Source organism: Acidovorax sp. PRC11 (assembly GCF_031844105.1).
Classification (GTDB): domain Bacteria; phylum Pseudomonadota; class Gammaproteobacteria; order Burkholderiales; family Burkholderiaceae_C; genus Paracidovorax.
Genome location: NZ_JAUZUQ010000008.1, coordinates 221,735 through 238,381 on the forward strand (window position 1 = coordinate 221,735; position 16,647 = coordinate 238,381).

Annotated in this window: 17 protein-coding genes; 8 read left to right on the forward strand and 9 right to left on the reverse strand. The window is 70.2% G+C overall.

Translation table 11 applies throughout. The features are described 5' to 3' along the window. Positions 1-14: 14 nt before the first annotated feature. The gene (locus Q9R47_RS11820) at positions 15-239 is read right to left on the reverse strand and encodes a twin transmembrane helix small protein (RefSeq protein WP_311233385.1); all 225 of its coding nucleotides are present in this window, start codon (positions 237-239) and stop codon (positions 15-17) included. On the opposite strand from Q9R47_RS11820, the gene Q9R47_RS11825 reads away from it, so the two are divergent. The 5 genes from Q9R47_RS11825 to Q9R47_RS11845 are packed head-to-tail and all read left to right on the forward strand — an operon-like array spanning position 238 to position 4,577. After that, positions 238-1,122, forward strand: coding sequence for an SURF1 family protein (locus Q9R47_RS11825; RefSeq protein WP_311233386.1), 885 nt, complete (start codon positions 238-240; stop codon positions 1,120-1,122). The two genes, Q9R47_RS11820 and Q9R47_RS11825, sit on opposite strands and share 2 nt — an antisense overlap. Next, complete coding sequence (locus tag Q9R47_RS11830) at positions 1,058-1,825, forward strand: hypothetical protein (protein WP_311233387.1); 768 nt, start codon at positions 1,058-1,060, stop codon at positions 1,823-1,825. Before Q9R47_RS11825 ends, Q9R47_RS11830 begins: the two co-directional genes overlap by 65 nt. Beyond that, a complete protein-coding gene (locus Q9R47_RS11835) occupies positions 1,822-3,042 on the forward strand; it encodes a COX15/CtaA family protein (protein WP_311233388.1) in 1,221 nt (406 codons plus the stop codon). The genes Q9R47_RS11830 and Q9R47_RS11835 overlap by 4 nt, the downstream gene beginning before the upstream one ends. Then, positions 3,039-3,947, forward strand: a complete 909-nt coding sequence (gene cyoE, locus Q9R47_RS11840; protein ID WP_311233389.1) for a heme o synthase — start codon at positions 3,039-3,041, stop codon at positions 3,945-3,947. Before Q9R47_RS11835 ends, cyoE begins: the two co-directional genes overlap by 4 nt. A 6-nt stretch (positions 3,948-3,953) precedes the next feature. Continuing rightward, complete coding sequence (locus Q9R47_RS11845) at positions 3,954-4,577, forward strand: SCO family protein (RefSeq protein WP_311233390.1); 624 nt, start codon at positions 3,954-3,956, stop codon at positions 4,575-4,577. Positions 4,578-4,642: 65 nt separating this feature from the next. Here Q9R47_RS11845 and Q9R47_RS11850 read toward each other — a convergent pair whose 3' ends face one another. The 5 genes from Q9R47_RS11850 to Q9R47_RS11870 form a co-directional block, all read right to left on the reverse strand. Further along, positions 4,643-5,542: a Crp/Fnr family transcriptional regulator gene (locus Q9R47_RS11850; RefSeq protein WP_311233391.1), complete on the reverse strand. Its 900-nt coding sequence runs from the start codon at positions 5,540-5,542 to the stop codon at positions 4,643-4,645. A gap of 63 nt (positions 5,543-5,605) precedes the next feature. Then, positions 5,606-5,986 (reverse strand): oxidoreductase, encoded by a 381-nt coding sequence (locus Q9R47_RS11855; protein ID WP_311233392.1) that lies wholly within the window; start codon positions 5,984-5,986, stop codon positions 5,606-5,608. A 120-nt stretch (positions 5,987-6,106) separates the two neighbouring features. Next, complete coding sequence (locus Q9R47_RS11860) at positions 6,107-7,138, reverse strand: tripartite tricarboxylate transporter substrate binding protein (protein ID WP_311233393.1); 1,032 nt, start codon at positions 7,136-7,138, stop codon at positions 6,107-6,109. A gap of 109 nt (positions 7,139-7,247) precedes the next feature. Continuing rightward, positions 7,248-8,195 (reverse strand): RNA polymerase sigma factor RpoH, encoded by a 948-nt coding sequence (gene rpoH / locus Q9R47_RS11865; protein WP_311233394.1) that lies wholly within the window; start codon positions 8,193-8,195, stop codon positions 7,248-7,250. Positions 8,196-8,402: 207 nt separating this feature from the next. Then, a complete protein-coding gene (locus tag Q9R47_RS11870) occupies positions 8,403-8,819 on the reverse strand; it encodes a RidA family protein (protein WP_311233395.1) in 417 nt (138 codons plus the stop codon). 211 nt (positions 8,820-9,030) lie between these two features. Here Q9R47_RS11870 and Q9R47_RS11875 point away from each other — a divergent pair, with 211 nt between their 5' ends. After that, a complete protein-coding gene (locus Q9R47_RS11875) occupies positions 9,031-10,638 on the forward strand; it encodes an MATE family efflux transporter (RefSeq protein WP_311233396.1) in 1,608 nt (535 codons plus the stop codon). A gap of 184 nt (positions 10,639-10,822) precedes the next feature. Here the strand turns inward: Q9R47_RS11875 and Q9R47_RS11880 are convergent, their stop codons facing one another. From Q9R47_RS11880 to kdgT, 3 genes are all read right to left on the reverse strand, one after another. Further along, positions 10,823-12,451, reverse strand: a complete 1,629-nt coding sequence (locus Q9R47_RS11880; protein WP_311233397.1) for a methyl-accepting chemotaxis protein — start codon at positions 12,449-12,451, stop codon at positions 10,823-10,825. A 308-nt stretch (positions 12,452-12,759) separates the two neighbouring features. Beyond that, positions 12,760-13,251 carry a hemerythrin domain-containing protein gene (locus Q9R47_RS11885; RefSeq protein ID WP_311233398.1) on the reverse strand — a complete coding sequence of 164 codons (492 nt, stop codon included), beginning with the start codon at positions 13,249-13,251 and terminating at the stop codon, positions 12,760-12,762. Between the two features lie 401 nt (positions 13,252-13,652). Continuing rightward, positions 13,653-14,657, reverse strand: a complete 1,005-nt coding sequence (gene kdgT / locus Q9R47_RS11890) for a 2-keto-3-deoxygluconate transporter (protein WP_311233399.1) — start codon at positions 14,655-14,657, stop codon at positions 13,653-13,655. A gap of 253 nt (positions 14,658-14,910) precedes the next feature. On the opposite strand from kdgT, the gene Q9R47_RS11895 reads away from it, so the two are divergent. Next, on the forward strand, positions 14,911-15,678 hold the full coding sequence (locus Q9R47_RS11895; protein ID WP_311233400.1) for an SDR family oxidoreductase: 768 nt from the start codon (positions 14,911-14,913) through the stop codon (positions 15,676-15,678). 84 nt (positions 15,679-15,762) lie between these two features. Beyond that, the gene (locus Q9R47_RS11900) at positions 15,763-16,614 is read left to right on the forward strand and encodes a fumarylacetoacetate hydrolase family protein (protein ID WP_311233401.1); all 852 of its coding nucleotides are present in this window, start codon (positions 15,763-15,765) and stop codon (positions 16,612-16,614) included. Positions 16,615-16,647: the final 33 nt, after the last annotated feature.

Below are 16,647 nucleotides of genomic sequence, written 5' to 3' on the forward strand. Positions count from 1 at the left end.
GCTTCCGGCGGGGCTCAGCGTCCCACCGGCAAACCCGTGGGCTGGATGTAGCCCAGCTTCCACGCGGCCAGCAGGCACAGGAAGAGCAGAATGGACAGCCCCACGCGCACGGCCAGCGCGCGGGCCATGTGCCGGCCGCGTTCGCGGTCGTCGTTCCGTCCGGTGCGCATCATGAAGAAGAGCGCCGACGCCAGGCTCGCCAGAATGGCCAGGAAGGCCAGCACCACGACGTATTTCATGCAGCCCATTATCCGCAAGCGCACCGACGAAGCCAGGGGTTTCCGTGCCGACGGGCGCTTCTGGTGCATCACCGTGGCCGCCGTCGCCGCCATGGCCGCCACCGCGGCGCTCGGCCGCTGGCAGCTCGACCGCGCCGCGCAGAAGGAAGCCTGGCAGGCCACGGTGGACGCGCGGCAGGCGCAGCCGCCCCTGGACGGAACGGCATTGGCGGCGCTGCCCGCGGTGGCGCAGGCAGGTAGCGCGGGAGCGGCGCAGGGCGCGCCGCCGTCCGTGCCCGCTGCCGCCGAAGCCCTCGTCCATCGCGCCGTGGTGCTGCGCGGGCGCTGGCTGCCCCGCTACACGGTGTTCCTCGACAACCGGCAGATGCAGGGCCGGCCCGGCTTCTTCGTCCTCACGCCGCTGCAGCTGGAGCCCCCGGCGGCGCAGGGCACGGTGGTGCTCGTGCAGCGCGGCTGGGTGCCGCGCGACTTCCAGGACCGCACCCGGCTGCCCGAGGTGCCGGCCCCCGCCGGAACGGTGGAGGTGCGCGGCCGCATCGCCGCTCCGCCGTCGCGGCTGTACGAGCCCGGGGGCGGCTCCGCGGGCGCCCCCGGCACCTCGGCCGGCGAGGGGTCTTCCCGCATCCGGCAGAATCTCGATATGGTGGCCTACCGCGCCGAAACGGGGCTGGCAGGGCTCGCCCCGCTCACGGTGCTGGAAACCGGCGGCCCCGCAGGCGGGCTGCTGCGCGACTGGCCGGCCGTCGATGCGGGTGTCGCCAAGCACCATGGCTACGCCTTCCAGTGGTTCGGCCTCTGCGCCCTCGTGGCAGTCCTCTATGTCTGGTTCCAACTCGTCCGACGCTTCTTTCGCCCAGGCCGCCAGCCGGCCCCTCCCGCATGACGGCCCCGATGCGGCCCATCCGCTGGAGCTGAGCGTGCACAGCCTGCCCGGCACCGGGGAGGCGGTGGCCGCGCTCGAGACGCGAGCGCGCCAGGGCCGCTGGAAGATGCTGGGCGTGCTGCTGATCTGCGCCGCGCCCGTGGTCGCCTCGTACGTCACGTATTACTTCGTGCGCCCGGACGCCCGGCGCAGCTACGGCGAACTCATCGATCCCCAGCGCCCGGTTCCCGATGCCGTGGCCGCCCGCGCGGCCGACGGCACGCCGGCAGGCACGCTCGGCGACCTGAAGGGCCAGTGGCTGCTCGTCAGCGTGGCGCCCGGCGCCTGCGACGAACTCTGCCGCAGCCAGCTCTATCTGCAGCGCCAGTTGCGCGAGAGCCTGGGCAAGGAAAAGGACCGCCTGGACCGCGTCTGGCTCGTGACCGACGACGCCGCGCTCCCGGCGGACATCACCCCCGGCCTGGCCGGGGCCGTGGTGCGCCGGGTGGATGCCCGGGCCGTGGCGGGCTGGCTCGCCCCGTCGCCCGGACACACGCTGCAGGAACATTTCTTCCTGGTCGATCCGATGGGCCACTGGATGATGCGCTTCCCCGCGCGCATGGACGCCGCCGGCGCGGGCCGGGCCAAGCGCGACCTGGACCGCCTCATGCGCGCATCGTCGTCGTGGGACCAGCCCGGACGTCCGGAGGCCATCAGGCCATGACGCCCGCCCAGCCGCTCTACGATTTCGCTCCGCTGGCCGAGCTGATGCTGCTCGGCACGGCGGTCGCGCTCGGCCCGCTCGCGTGGGTGGCGTGGCGCAACCGGCACGGCAGCCCCGTGCGCCGGTGGCAGGCGCTCGCCATCCTCACGCTGTTCCTCACCTTCGATCTGGTGCTGTTCGGCGCCTTCACCCGGCTCACCGATTCGGGGCTCGGCTGCCCCGACTGGCCGGGTTGCTACGGCAGTGCCAGCCCGGTCGGCGCGCGTGCCGAGATCTCGGCGGCGCAGGAGGCCATGCCCACGGGCCCCGTCACCCACGGCAAGGCCTGGGTGGAGATGGTGCACCGCTACCTCGCGTCCGGCGTGGGCGTGCTCATCATCGCGCTCACCGTGGGGGCCTGGTGGCAGCACCGCCGGTCGCGCGCCGCGCGGGCAGGCGAGGGGCAGGACCGCCAGCGCATCGCGGTCAGCCCCTGGTGGCCCACCGCCACGCTGGTCTGGGTCTGCCTGCAGGGCGCCTTCGGCGCCTGGACCGTGACCATGAAACTGTTTCCCGCCATCGTCACGCTGCACCTGATCGGCGGCATCGTGCTGCTGGCGCTGCTCTGCGTGCAGGCCGTGCGGCAGACGCAGGGCTCGAACGGCACGCCGCCGGAGCCGCTGCCCCGTGCCCTGCGCGGTCTGCTCGTGCTCACGGCGGTGCTGGTCGGCCTGCAGATCGTACTCGGCGGGTGGGTGAGCACTAACTATGCCGTGCTGGCGTGCACGACTTTTCCGGCCTGCCAGGGCAGCTGGTGGCCCGACATGGCGTTCGCCGAAGGCTTCCAGGTGTGGCGTCCGCTCGGCATGCTGCAGGACGGCAGCCACATCAGCTTCGCCGGCCTCACCGCCATCCATTACGTCCACCGCCTGGCGGCCTACCTCGTGCTGGCGGCGCTGGCGCTGCTGGTCTGGCGCCTGCGCCGTGCCGGCGCGCTGCGCCCGCAGGCCCGCTGGCTGGCGGGCCTGGCGCTGCTGCAGTTCGCCACCGGCCTGTCCAACGTGGTGCTCGACTGGCCGCTGGTGGCCGCCGTGCTGCACACGGGCGGCGCCGCGGCGCTGGTCGTGGTGCTGACCTGGGCCCTCACCGCGAGCCGCGCGGCGGGCGCCAGGGACAAAATGTCCATCCCCCGCGCGGTTGAAACCGCCCCGGGCGCCCCGAGAATTTCTTCCACATGAGTGCCGCTTCCGCTTCCACCGCATCCCCCGCGGTGCCGTCCCGCTTCTCGCAGTTCTACGCGCTGACCAAGCCGCGCGTGGTCCAGCTCATCGTTTTCTGCGCCTTCATCGGGATGGTGCTCGCGGTGCCGGGCCTGCCGAGCGGCGCGCAGTGGCTGCACATGGCGGTCGCCTGCCTCGGGATCTGGCTGGTCGCCGGGGCCGCCGCGGCCTTCAACTGCCTCGTCGAGCAGCACATCGACGCGAAAATGAAGCGCACCGCCTGGCGCCCCACGGCCAAGGGCGAGCTCTCGAACGCGCAGACGCTGTCCTTCTCGGTCCTGCTGTGCCTCGCCGGCTCGCTCGTGCTGTTCTTCGGGGTGAACGCGCTCACCATGTGGCTCACCTTCGCCACCTTCGTGGGCTACGCGATCATCTACACGGTGGTGCTCAAGCCGCGCACACCCCAGAACATCGTGATCGGCGGCGCCTCGGGCGCCATGCCGCCGGTGCTCGGCTGGGCCGCGATGACGGGCGACGTCGGCCCCGAGCCGCTGATCCTCTTCCTCATCATCTTCCTCTGGACGCCTCCGCATTTCTGGGCGCTCGCGCTCTACCGCGTCGAGGACTACCGCAGGTCCGGCCTGCCGATGCTGCCCGTCACGCACGGCAACGAGTTCACCCGGCTGCAGGTGCTGCTCTACACCTTCATCCTGTTCGCGGGTTGCCTGATGCCGTTCGTCTACGGCATGAGCTCCTGGATCTACCTGGCCGCGGCGGTGGTGCTCTGCGCCGGCTTCTGCGCCTATGCGTTCCGCCTCTGGCGCAACTATTCCGATGCGCTCGCGCGCAAGACCTTCCGCTTCTCCCTCATCCACCTCAGCCTGCTGTTCGCCGCGCTGCTGGTGGACCATTACGTGCTCTGAACCGCCATGCCCCTGAACAAACGCACCCTCCTTCGCAGCGCAGCGGCCTGCGCCCTGTTCGCCGGCGCGGCGGGCCTGCTCGCGGGCTGCTCCAAGGAGAAGGCCCCGGCCTTCCAGGGCGTGGACGTGACCGGCGCGGAATACGCGCGCGATCTGCCGCTGCCCGACCACAACGGCCAGCCGCGCCACCTGAAGGACTTCGCCGGCAAGGTGGTGGTCGTGTTCTTCGGCTACACCCAGTGTCCGGACGTCTGCCCGACCTCCATGGCCGAGCTGGCCGAGGTGAAACGCTCGCTGGGCGCGGACGGCGACCGGCTGCAGGGCCTGTTCGTCACGGTGGACCCGGAGCGCGACACGCCCGAGGTGCTGAAGGCCTACATGACCAACTTCGATCCGAGCTTCCTCGCGCTGCGGGGCACGCCCGAGCAGCTCGCGGCCGTGGCCAAGGACTTCAAGATCTACTACAAGAAGGTGCCGGGCCAGACGCCCACGAGCTACACCATGGACCACTCGGCCGGCAGCTACCTCTACGATCCGGCCGGCCGCCTGCGCGTCTACCACCGCTACGGCAGCGGCGCCCAGGCCCTGGCCTCCGACGTGAAGGCCCTGCTGCAGACCCCGGCGTCCTGAGTTCCCGCGCCGCCCCTGCGGCCTGGCCGGGGTGACCGGGCCGGGCGCGTGGGCAGAACCTGCCATCAGGCCCGCGCCGCCTGCGGCACCGGCGCGGCGGCGGCGCGCACCGGCCGCCGCACGGCAGCGGCCACCAGGTCGAGTTCCCGCACGGCCGGTACACGGCGCGATGCGGCGGCCGAAGGTGCAGCGGGCGAACGATCAGCGGGCGAACGATCAGCGGGCGCTGCGGTACGGGAGGCCACCGTCCGCGGCATCTCCCCGGCATGCGCCGGCGCCCCTTCCAGCAGCGCCACCAGCGGCCCGCGCACGATGGCGCAGTGCCAGCGGTCGTGGCGCACCACCGCGCCGTGCTGGGCCAGCTGCGCCAGGGAACGCGCGACGGTTTCCCGGGTAGTGGCCAGCAGCGAGGCCAGCACGGTGTGCGTGGGGAGCCGCACCAGGGTGCTGCGCTGCAGTTGTGCGAGCTGCAGCAATGCGCTCGCGAGCTGGGCCGGCACGCCGCGCAGCCGCAGCAGCCCCGACCAATCCGCGAGGCGCGTGCGCGCCAGCGCCTCCTCCCGCAGCAGCGAGAGCAGGAATTCCGGTCCCGCGCCTCCTGCGCGCAGCAGCGCCGTGGCCGGCACGTGGCACATGCGGCCCTCCAGCACGGCCACCCAGGTCAGGTCTTCGGGCGTGCCCGCCACGGCCCCGGTGCCCAGGGCCTGGCCGCAGCCCGCCATGGCCACGGGCCGGGGCGTGCCGTCCACCCCGGTGCGCTGCAGCAGGGCCGTGCCCACCTTGAGCACGGCTACGGACTGCGCGGTGTCTCCCTGGCGCTGCAGCACGTCGCCCTTGCGGAAGCGGCGCTCTTCCACCAGCGCGGCCCACGGCGCACGCCCCGCGTCGCTCTGGCGGCCGATCAGGCACTGGAGACGGCTGCTGCACTCGTGGCAGGGCTTGCGGTCCGGTTCGGAGGAGGGCATGGGTGTCGGGCCGATCGATGGAAGAACGCGCGCGTCGAAAAGCAGGAAGGCGTGTGCGCGCCGTCAGGCGTATGCCACGTCGCCGTGCCGGCCTTCGACCAGCGCGCCGGCCGACAGCGACATCATGAGCAGCGCGATCCGCTCGTGCAGGATGACCGTGCGGTGGTTGCCGCTCTCCACCATGTGCCGGCGCAGCGCCTCGCGCACCGACGGCTGGCCCGTCACGTCGATCACGATGTCGGCCGAGGCGCCGCAGCGTTCCAGCAACTCCGGATAGTCGTCGGTCACGGGCACGCCGTGGCTGCGCGCCAGCGCGATGCCGGGCAGGGAAAGATCCAGGTCCGCCACGCCGAGCACCTGCACGAAGGGCGCCTCCAGCAGTTGCCGCAGCAGCGGCGTGCCCGTCTGGCCGGCACCGACGACGATGATGCGGAATGGGGTCATGGCAGGGATCTCCCGGAGTACAACGATGCCGGGAGTCTGACGGCGGGCCGCCTCCCCGGGCATGATCTACATCAATCCCCCTGGCCGCGCCGCCCGCCCGGGCGTGCCACGCCGTGCCCGTTATTCGATCCGGATGCTCTGGGCGCGGACCACGCGCTCCATCTGGGCCGTGTCCGCGTCGATGCGGCGCGCCAGGCCTTCGGCCGAAGTCCCCGCGACCTGCCAGCCCTGCTGGAAGAGCGGCTCCCGCACGTCGGGCCGGCGGGCGATCTCGGCGATCAGCGCGGACAGCCGCGCACGCACCGCCGCGGGCATGGAGGCGGGCGCCGCGAACGCGTTCCAGATCTCGAGGTGGAAATCCGTCACGCCGGCCTCGGCCAGGCTCGGCACGCCCGGCGCGAGCGGGCTGCGGCCGGCGGAGGTCACGCCCAGCAGCTGCAGCTTGCCGGTCTTCTGCTGGGCCTGTGCCAGCGCCGGCGGCAGCAGCGCCATCTGCAGCTGGCCGCCGAGCATGCCCATCGCCACCTGCGGGTAGCCGGGGTAGGGCACGTGCACGGGCGCGATCCCGGTGCGGGCCTTGAGCAGTTCCGTGCCCACGTGCCCGACGGTTCCCACGCCGGGGGTGCCGTAGCTCCAGCGGTCTCCGGCCTGCCGCGCCGCCTGCAGGAACGTGCGCGCATCGGTATGGGCGGGAACGCCCGCCTGGACGGCCGGCACCGTGAGCACCAGCGGCGATACGCCCACCAGGCTGAGCGGGGCGAGATCCCTGCGCGGATCGAAGGGCAGCGCCGGGTTGATCAGCTTGGCGATCGTCAGGTTGACGTTGATGAACAGCCCGATCGTGTGTCCGTCCGTGGCCTTGGCCACGGCATCCGCGCCGATGTTGCCGCTGGCGCCCACCTTGTTCTCCACGATCACCGGCTGCCCCAGCGCCCGCGCGAGCGGCTCGGTGAACGTGCGCGCCGTCAGGTCGGGCGAGGAGCCCGGAGGGAAGCCGACGATGATGCGCAGCGGCCGGGCGGGCCAGCCGGGCGTGCCCGCCGCGCCTGCCGCCGGCTGCGCGCCGGCCCAGCCGCTGCACAGCAGCGCAGCGCCTGCAGCCAGCGCGTTGCGGCGGGAAAGCGGAAGGGACGGGGCGGGATGGCGTGTCATGGCAGGGGGCACAGCGTGTGGGAACGAAAAAAAGGGCGCGCCACCTGCGGAGGTGGCGCGCCCGGATTATGGCCCGCACCTGCGGGAACTCCCGCAGGCCGGCGGCGGCTCAGGCGTACTCGGCCAGCGCCTTCTTCATCTTCTTCATCGCGGCCACTTCGATCTGGCGGATGCGCTCGGCGCTCACGCCGTACACCGCGGCCAGCTCATGCAGCGTCATGCCGCCCGAGCCGTCGTCGTTCACCTTCAGCCAGCGCTCTTCCACGATGCGGCGGCTGCGGTCGTCCAGGGTGGCGAGCGCGCTGGCGATGCCGTCGGTGGCCAGCACGTCGCGCTGGCGCGATTCGATCATCGCCGTCGGCTCGTGCGCGCCGTCCGCGAGGTAGGCGATCGGGCCATAGGCCTGCTCGCCGTCGTCGGACGGAGCCGGGTCCAGCATCACGTCGCCGCCGGAGAGGCGCGTTTCCATCTCGATGACTTCCTCGCGCTTGACGTTCAGGTGGCGGGCGACCACGTCGATCTCCTGCTCGGAGAGCGTGTCGCGGTGCGTGGCCGCATCGGTCGCCGCGGCATCGGCCTTGAAGCCCTGCTTCATCGACCGCAGATTGAAGAACAGCTTGCGCTGGCTCTTGGTGGTCGCCACCTTCACCATGCGCCAGTTCTTCAGGATGTATTCGTGGATCTCGGCCTTGATCCAGTGCATGGCGTAGCTCACCAGGCGCACGTTCTGGTCGGGATCGAAGCGCTTCACGGCCTTCATGAGGCCGACGTTGCCTTCCTGGATGAGGTCGCCGTGGGGCAGGCCGTAACCCAGGTACTGGCGGGCGATCGACACCACGAGCCGCAGGTGCGACATCACCATCCGGCCCGCGGCTTCCACGTCGTTGTGCTCCTTCAGCCGGCGGGCGTAGGTGCGCTCCTCGTCGGCCGTCAGCATCGGCAGGCGGTTCACGGCCGAGATGTACGCATCCAGGTTGCCCAGCGGGGGGATCAGCGCCCAGGCGTTGGCAGGGGCGGGGGCAAGCGCGGTGGCGGCGGTTCCAGACTGAATCGTCATTCCAGAAATCCTTTCTTCCAAGCTTTCACTTTAGCAGTCTCTTCGACTGAGTGCTAAAGCCAAAGTTCCTCACCCTGCGTAGGACGGGGGCTGCCCGCCGTGCAAGGGTGTGTTCAGGGGGTTCGATGCAGCCAGCATCGATCAGAAAAGCCCTCTCCACGGGTCGAAGCCGGGGAGCAAATCGGTGGGGCAAATCCCTAAAGGCGCTTAAACGGCTCCCTCCGGGAGCTTCGCGATCACCTTGATCTCGAACTGGAACCCGTACAGCCACGTCACGCCGACGCCGGTCAGCGTCGGGTGCGGCGCGTCGCCCCAGTACTCGCCCACCACCGCCCAGGCCGTCTCGAAGTGCTTCTCCGGGTTCACCATGAACACCGTCACGTCGATCACGTCGTCGAAGGTGCAGCCTGCGGCCTGCAGGATGGCGTTCAGGTTCTCGAACGCCAGCCGCACCTTGGCCTGGTAGTCGGGCTCGGGGGATCCGTCGGGACGGCTGCCGACCTGGCCGGAGACGAACAGGAAGCCGTTCGAGCGGATGGCGGGGGAGTAGCGGTTCTTCTCGTAGAGCGCCTGGCGCCCGGGCGGAAAGACGACGTCGCGCGGGGAGGTGGTGGGTGGCGGCATAGGGGGGTGTCCTTCTGGCGGGGCTGCATGCCCGTGGGGGTATCGATGCCAGGAATTTATCGATGTGCCCGCCGCAGATAAACAGGCCGGCGTGGGCATCACTGTTTGCAAAATCCAAACAATCGCGGGGGCGACCGGGTCCGTTGTCACCGCGGCAGAGTTTCGGCATTCGCCGACAGCCTCCCGCTGCCCGGCGGCGGCACCATGGCGCATGCCTGCCTCGCCGCCCGCCCGCTCCGCTGCCTCCGCCAGCCCACATCCCCGTCCATCCGTGAACCCGCCTCCGCCGGCCGCATCCGCGCCTTCCAGCGATTCGACCCGTGCCCCGACCCGCGACCTCACGCAAGGCCCCATTGGCCGCACCCTGCTGGTCTTCGCGCTGCCCATCCTCGCGGGCAACGTGCTGCAGTCGCTGAACGGCTCGGTCAACGCCGTGTGGGTGGGCCGCTACCTGGGGGAGGCGGCGCTCACCGCGACGGCCAATGCCAACAACATCCTGTTCCTCCTGATCGGCGCGGTGTTCGGCGTGGGCATGGCGGCCACGATTCTGGTGGCGCAGGCCATGGGCGCGCGCAACCTGCCGCAGGCGCGCCGCGTGATCGGCACCAGCGCCACCTTCTTCGGCGGTACGGCCGTGCTGATCGCCGCGGCCGGCCCGCCGCTGTCGCGCGAGATCCTGGGCTGGATGGGCACGCCCGCCGCCGCCCTGCCGCTGGCCGAGGCCTATCTGCGCACGCTGTTCCTGGCGGTTCCGCTGCTCTACCTGTTCGCCTTCATCTCGGCCGTGCTGCGCGGCGCGGGCGATACCCGCACGCCGTTTCTCTTCCTGCTCCTGGTGGTAGTGCTGGACACGGCCCTGAACCCGCTGCTCATCTTCGGCTGGGGCCCCGTGCCGCGCATGGGCATCTCCGGCTCGGCCATGGCGACGCTGGTGGCCAACGCGATCAGCTTCGTTGCGCTGCTGGCCTGGCTGCGCTGGCGCCGGCACCCGCTCTGGATCGGCCGGGCCGACTGGCGGCTCTTCAAACCCGACGGCACCATCCTGCGCGCGCTGGTCGTCAAGGGGCTGCCGATGGGGGCGCAGATGGTGATGATCTCCACCGCCATGCTGATGCTGATGGGCCTGGTCAACGCGCAGGGCGTGGTCACCGCGTCGGCCTACGGCGCGGCGCTGCAGCTCTGGACCTACGTGCAGATGCCCGCTATGGCGATCGGCGCGGCCTGCTCGTCGATGGCGGCGCAGAACGTGGGCGCCGGCCGCTGGGAGCGGGTGGACGGCGTGGCCCGCAGCGGCACGCTGTTCAATTTCGTGCTGACCGGCGCGATCATCGTGCCGCTGGTGGTGCTGGACCGCACGGCGCTGTCGCTCTTCCTGCCGGCGGGCAGCGCATCGCTGGAGGCGGCGCGCCACCTCAACCACATCGCCGTGGGGTCGTTCCTGTTCTTCGGCGTGACCTTCGTGCTTTCGGGCGTGGTGCGCTCCACCGGCGCGGTGGTGCCTCCGCTCATCATCCTGGGCCTGGCGCTCTGGGGCATCCGCCTGCCGATCGCCTACGGCCTGCAGCCCTGGCTGGGCACGGATGCGATCTGGTGGAGTTTTCCGGCGAGCGCGCTCTGCGCCATGCTGATGTCGATGGCCTACTACCACTGGGGCGGGTGGCGCCGGGCGCGCATGCTGGCGCCGGCCGAGCCCGTGGTGGCGACCCCGGCCGAGGTGGGGGGGCTTCCGCCTTCGCCCGTCTGCGCACAGGCGGAGGCCGCGCCCGGATCACCTGGCCGGCAGCCCTGGCCGCCCGGTGCGGCACGACGGCCGGCCTGAGGGACGGCCGAGCGTTCCGGGCGGCGGAGGCCGGGTAACCCGGCTGCGCGCGGCACGACGGATCCAGGACGATGCGGGCAGAAGCTCGGCGGCATCGCCCGGCCGGTGCCCGCACGGGAGCCCATGGGACCTGGCCGGTTGGCCGGTTGCGGAGCGCCTCAGCGCACCTCGCCACCAGCCGGCGTCATGCCGCCAGGGCCGCCACGGGACGCGAGAATCCCACGGCCGTGTGGCTGCTGGCGCCGGCACCACCGATGGCGACGCGGCCATCGCCCAGGTTGAACGTGGACACGCCCCGCACCAGGTCCTCGGCCTGCTTGTTCAGGCTGCCGGCGGCCGCCGCCATTTCCTCCACCAGTGCCGCGTTCTGCTGCGTGGCCTGGTCCATCTGCGTCACGGCTTCGCCCACCTGGCCCACGCCGGTGGCCTGCTCCACGCTGGCGGCGCTGATCTCGCCCATGATGTCCGTCACGCGGTGGATGGCGCCGACGATCTCGGCCATGGTCGTGCCGGCCTGGTCCACCAGCGCATTGCCGGCGGTCACGCGTTCCACGCTGGCGCCGATGAGCGTCTTGATCTCCTTGGCGGCGTCGGCAGAGCGGCCCGCGAGGCTGCGCACCTCGCTCGCCACCACGGCGAAGCCGCGGCCCTGCTCGCCGGCGCGGGCGGCTTCGACGGCCGCGTTCAGGGCCAGGATGTTGGTCTGGAACGCGATGCTGTCGATGACCTGGATGATGTCCGAGATCTGCCGCGACGACTCGTTGATGCCGCGCATCGTCTCCACCACCTGGCTCACCACCTGGCCGCCCTGCGTCGCCACCACGGCGGCATTCTTCGCCAGCTGGTTGGCCTGGCGCGCGCTGTCGGCATTCTGCTGCACGGTCGAGCCCAGCTGTTCCATGGAGGCTGCCGTCTGCTCCAGGGCGCTGGCCTGGCGCTCGGTGCGGCCGCTGAGGTCCTGGTTGCCCTGCGAGATCTCCGCGCTGGCCGTGGCCACGGCTTCCGCGTTGTGGCGGACGCTGCCCACGGTCGTGCGCAGGTGCTCGCGCGTGGCTTCCAGTGCCTGCAGCATCTGCGCCAGTTCGTCGCGTCCGGACGCGGCCACCGGGTGGCTCAGATCGCCCCGGGCCATGCGGTGCGCCGCATCCGAGCACAGCCGGGCGCGACGTGCCAGGTTGTTCGCCATCAGCACCGCCACCACCGCGCTGAGGGCCACCATGGCGATCAGCCCGATCAAGAGTTGCAGGCGCCCGTCGCGGTACGTTTCGGTGGCCCGGTCCGCGGCCAGCTCGCTGCCCTTGTTGTTGATGGCGACCAGGTCTTCCAGCGCCTTGTTCGCCGCGCGGTAGGCGACACCGGCCGGACCGACGAAGATCCCCCGCACCGCGTCGATGTTGTTATCACGCGCGAAATTCAACTGCTGCGGAAGCGTGGAGGTGTACTCGGCCACCTGGGTGCGCAGATCCTGGTAGATCTTGGCCTCCTCGGCGCTGGTGAACAGGGGGGCTGCCGCCTTCACCGACGCGTTCAGCGCGTCGCGGGCATTTTCCACGGTCGTGATGGCCTGCGGCATGGGCGCGTTAGGACCGGTGAGGATCAGCCCCAGGCGGGCGATGCGAAGCGCGGAGAGGTCGCGGCTGATGGAGCCCGCCGCTGCCACGCTGGGAAGCGCCTTCCGGGAAATCTCGGCCGTCCGGTCGTTCATGCTGGACAGGTTCGCAATGCCCAGCAGGCTGACGACGCAGGCGATGACCAGCACCAGGCCGAAGCCGATCGTCAGTTTGGCGCGGATCGTCCAATTGTCCAAGTTCATAGCGTTCTTTCGGGGGAAGCAGGAAGCTGCCTGCGCTCTGCTGGAAATGCCATTTCCGGAAGAGGCGCGGCATGTTTGTTAAGAAAATTCACTCAATGTAATCATATGTAATGATAAAGACGATGCTGTAGGCCGACTGCCCGTCCTGGCTGCCCATGAAGGTTTTTCCGGGAATGCTTGCCAATCGCCTCCGACCGTGGCTGATCCGGAATGCGGAACGCCCGCCACCGGCAGGGCCGGGAGCGGGCGTTCGGAAAGTACGCTGCAGTGGAGCGTTGGCGCGGCAGCGCGCCGCGCACCGGGAACGCTCAGGCCATCGCCTGCATCTCTTCCATCAGTTCGTTCTTGCGGGCCTGCAGGGCATCGCGCATGGCCACCAGGTCGAGCTTGCGCGCGGCGCGGGCCTTGGTGAAGATCTCGTTGCGCTCTTCCTTGACGTGGTGGTCGATGTACTCGCCCAGCACCGTCACCTTGGCATCGAACTTGTCGTCGGTCGGGTCGGCGCCTTGGATCTGTGCGATCAGGTCCTTGGCGCTCGCGTGCTCGACTTCCGCCTCGTCGAGCAGGTCGGTTTCGCGCAGTGCTTCGCGCAGTGCGGGGTAGAAAATCTCTTCCTCGATCTGGGCGTGCACGGTCAGCTCCAGGCAGATCTGGTCCGCGAGTTCGCGCTTCTTGGCAATCGACGTCTTGGACTTGGAGCCGGCGAGCTCCTCGTATTCCTTGAACATCTTCTTGACTTTGCGGTGGTCTGCATCGAGGAGGCTGCATGCGTCGGCAGGGGTGCGTGCGGTCGTGGGCATGGCGTTTTCCTTGGAGTGGGTGGGGTGGTCCCATTGTCTTTCTGCCATTCCGGCGGGCCGTAGGAAAGACGCCTGCGTCTCCGTATCTCACGAGCGATACGGCCCATGCGAAAGGCTCCTGTCGGGCCGTGCCGCGCGGGTGCTTCCGGCGGGTCCGTGTGGAATATTGGCGCCGTGCCGGAACCGCTCCACCGAGGCATGGTTGATTATCCACAGCGATGCTTTGCCATGCCGGGGGGCGCTGCGATGCGGGGATGCGCTGCGCGACGAATGGAGGCGGTTGCGCCGGCAGAAAGTAGGGGGTGGATTTTGAGTGATGGATATTCGTCGCTTTTGAATCATGGCTGTTTTATCTTGCCGATGTCTTCACCTGGTACCCGGGGAAATACAGCGCATTCCTTTCACCGCGCAACGGGGTCTGCGGCGGTAGCGTCGCGAGCGACGGGCGACCGTCCGATGCACGGCGCGCCATGCGCAGCCCACAGCGTGGCAGCCAGCGGCGTCAGGATGGCGGTGACCACCACGGAGGCGGCGACGAAGGCGGTGGCGGCCTGCGCCACGGGCGCGAACTGGGGCGCGGCCTGGGCCACGAGGTGCGGGGTGCCCACGGCTGCGCCGGCGGTGCTGGAGGCGGCGACCCCCGCCGTGCCCCGGCCGCCGCCGATGGCGATGTCCGCGACGACCAGTGCCGTGCCGGACACCGCCATGACGATCAGCGCCAGCAGGATTCCGGGAAGCCCGGTCTGCAGCACCACGTGCAGATCGATCGTGTTGCCGAGCGAGAAGGCGAAGAACGGGATCAGGACACGGATGGCCCGGGAAAAGAAGTCCCGCAGTTCCGGATCCAGGTTGCCGAGCGCGAACCCGGCCGCGAAGGGCAGGACGACGCCGGCCAGCAGCCGGGGCTCGAAGGCCGCGAGGCCGGTCGAACCCAGGATCAGCATGGTGACCAGCGGCCCGGACTCCAGGCCGATCAGCACCGACACGCCTGCTTCCTCCCGGGTGCCGTACTCCTCCATGATGGACGCGTAGAGGCCCCCGTTGGTCATGTCCATGGCGGCCACCACGGCCAGCACGGAAAGGCCCGCGAAGAAGCCGGTCTGTATGCCCCCGGGGGGAATCCATTGCGACAGCAGCCACGCGGCGAGCCAGGCGACGCCGATCTTGGTGCCGACGAGCGCGCCCGACTTGCGCAGCAGGGTGCCGGTCGCCCTCAGGTGGATGGAAGCCCCGAGGCAGAACATCCAGACGGCCAGGATGGGCACCACGCCCGTGACCAGTCCGTTGGTGAACGACCCGAAGTACTTGCCGGTGCCCGGCCAGAAGGTGTGCAGCGTGGAGCCCAGGAGCAGCGGCACGAGCATCATGCCGCCCGGAATTTTCTCGATGGTGGATTTGATTTTCATGGCGATGGGCGTTGAGGAATCGGCGCTGCCGACCGGGCCTGGTTTTTGGACGGGCGGACGGGAATGCCGCTGGTGGCCGTGGCGGCAGGAGCGGTGGCATTGCGCAATCGGACGGCCGAGATTAATGGGTGCGGGTTTCGTTGTGGTGCCCGAAACCTGCTGAAGAAATTAATGGATTGGATAAATTTTTGCCGTGCGCGGTCTGTCCTTTTTGGTTTTTACTTTCGGGCTGTCCATTACCGAGGAGTTTTCGATGCATCGTCTGAAGGGGAAATCCGTCCTGGTGACCGCAGCCGGGCAGGGCATCGGCAGGGCGAGCGCCCTGGCAATGGCGCGCGAGGGCGCCACCGTGTGGGCCACGGACGTGGATGGGCAGGCGCTGGAGTCGCTGTCGGCCGAGGCCGGCCGCGAGGGCCTGGCGCTGGAGACGGGGCACCTCGACGTGCTGGACGGTGCCGCGGTTCAGGCCTTTGCCGGCCGCACGGGCCGGGTGGACGTACTGTTCAACTGCGCGGGCTACGTCCACCACGGCGACATCCTGGCCTGCGAAGAGCGCGACTGGGATGCCAGCTTCGACCTCAATGCCAAGGCGATGTACCGCACCATCCGGGCCTGGCTGCCGGCCATGCTCTCCGGCGGCGGGGGCTCCATCATCAACATGGCCTCGGCGGCGTCGAGCGTGAAAGGCGTGCCGCAGCGGTTCGCCTACGGCGCCTCCAAAGCCGCGGTCATCGGCCTCACGAAGGCGGTCGCGGCGGACTGCGTGCAGCAGGGCATCCGCTGCAACGCCATCTGTCCCGGCACGGTGGAATCACCCTCGCTGCAGGGGCGCATCCGTGCGCAGGCGCAGCGGTCGGGTTGCGACGAATCCACCGTCCGGGCCGCGTTCGTCGCCCGCCAGCCGATCGGGCGCGTGGGGCGTGCCGAAGAGGTGGCCGCGCTCGTCGTCTACCTCGCGAGCGATGAATCCACCTTCACCACCGGCGCCATCCACATGATCGACGGCGGCTGGTCCGCCTGACGGCGGATCGCCGAGAATTGCCTGCGATTCCCGTTCGTCCGGCGGCCCCCCGCCGGCGTCCTTTTCTGGAGAGAGAGAAACCTTATGAAGTTGGTTCGTTACGGCCAGGCCGGCCACGAGAAGCCCGGGCTGGTCGATGCCCAGGGGCGGGTCCGCGATCTGTCCGGGCACGTCGCCGACGTGGACGGTGACCTGCTGTCGTCGCCGGAGCAGTGGGCCCGGCTGTCCGCGCTCGATGCGTCCGGCCTGCCGCTCGTGGAGGCGCCGCTGCGCCTGGGCCCGCCGGTGGCGCGCGTGGGGAAGATCGTCTGCGTGGGGCTCAACTATGCCGACCATGCCGCAGAGACGGGGGCTGCGATTCCGGCCGAGCCCATCCTGTTCCTGAAGCCCAGTTCTTCCATCGTCGGGCCGGACGATACCGTGGTCATTCCGCGCGGTTCGGTCAAGACGGACTGGGAAGTGGAACTCGGCGTGGTGATCGGCCGCAAGGCGTCCTACGTCACGGAGGCCGAGGCGATGGGCCATGTGGCGGGCTACACCGTGGTCAACGACGTGTCCGAGCGGGAGTACCAACTCGAGCGCGGTGGCCAGTGGGACAAGGGCAAGGGCTGCGACACCTTCTCGCCCATCGGCCCCTGGCTGGTGTCGAAAGACGAGGTGCCCGATCCGCAGAACCTCGGACTCTGGCTGGAAGTGAACGGCAGGCGCTACCAGGACGGCAGCACGCGCACCATGATCTTCCCGGTCGCCAGGCTCGTGAGCTACATCAGCGAGTTCATGTCACTGCTGCCGGGCGACATCATCACCACCGGCACGCCGCCCGGCGTGGGCCTGGGCCAGAAGCCGCCCGTGTACCTGAAGCCGGGCGACACCATGCGGCTGGGCATCGAAGGCCTCGGCGAGCAGACGCAATCGACGCGCGCCTGGTCGCGCTGAGAGCGGCCCACCCACCCTTGCGGCGCCGTTGCC

Bases quoted from the DNA above. Each gene is read 5' to 3' on its own strand.
- Q9R47_RS11825 (WP_311233386.1), top strand. From the start codon at position 238: ATGCAGCCCATTATCCGCAAGCGCACCGACGAAGCCAGGGGTTTCCGT.
- Q9R47_RS11900 (WP_311233401.1), top strand. From the start codon at position 15,763: ATGAAGTTGGTTCGTTACGGCCAGGCCGGCCACGAGAAGCCCGGGCTG.
- Q9R47_RS11860 (WP_311233393.1), bottom strand. From the start codon at position 7,138: ATGACACGCCATCCCGCCCCGTCCCTTCCGCTTTCCCGCCGCAACGCG.
- kdgT (WP_311233399.1), bottom strand. From the start codon at position 14,657: ATGAAAATCAAATCCACCATCGAGAAAATTCCGGGCGGCATGATGCTC.
- Q9R47_RS11885 (WP_311233398.1), bottom strand. From the start codon at position 13,251: ATGCCCACGACCGCACGCACCCCTGCCGACGCATGCAGCCTCCTCGAT.
- Q9R47_RS11875 (WP_311233396.1), top strand. From the start codon at position 9,031: ATGCCTGCCTCGCCGCCCGCCCGCTCCGCTGCCTCCGCCAGCCCACAT.
- Q9R47_RS11845 (WP_311233390.1), top strand. From the start codon at position 3,954: ATGCCCCTGAACAAACGCACCCTCCTTCGCAGCGCAGCGGCCTGCGCC.
- Q9R47_RS11850 (WP_311233391.1), bottom strand. From the start codon at position 5,542: ATGCCCTCCTCCGAACCGGACCGCAAGCCCTGCCACGAGTGCAGCAGC.
- Q9R47_RS11880 (WP_311233397.1), bottom strand. From the start codon at position 12,451: ATGAACTTGGACAATTGGACGATCCGCGCCAAACTGACGATCGGCTTC.
- cyoE (WP_311233389.1), top strand. From the start codon at position 3,039: ATGAGTGCCGCTTCCGCTTCCACCGCATCCCCCGCGGTGCCGTCCCGC.
- Q9R47_RS11855 (WP_311233392.1), bottom strand. From the start codon at position 5,986: ATGACCCCATTCCGCATCATCGTCGTCGGTGCCGGCCAGACGGGCACG.
- rpoH (WP_311233394.1), bottom strand. From the start codon at position 8,195: ATGACGATTCAGTCTGGAACCGCCGCCACCGCGCTTGCCCCCGCCCCT.
- Q9R47_RS11820 (WP_311233385.1), bottom strand. From the start codon at position 239: ATGAAATACGTCGTGGTGCTGGCCTTCCTGGCCATTCTGGCGAGCCTG.
- Q9R47_RS11870 (WP_311233395.1), bottom strand. From the start codon at position 8,819: ATGCCGCCACCCACCACCTCCCCGCGCGACGTCGTCTTTCCGCCCGGG.
- Q9R47_RS11830 (WP_311233387.1), top strand. From the start codon at position 1,058: ATGTCTGGTTCCAACTCGTCCGACGCTTCTTTCGCCCAGGCCGCCAGC.
- Q9R47_RS11895 (WP_311233400.1), top strand. From the start codon at position 14,911: ATGCATCGTCTGAAGGGGAAATCCGTCCTGGTGACCGCAGCCGGGCAG.
- Q9R47_RS11835 (WP_311233388.1), top strand. From the start codon at position 1,822: ATGACGCCCGCCCAGCCGCTCTACGATTTCGCTCCGCTGGCCGAGCTG.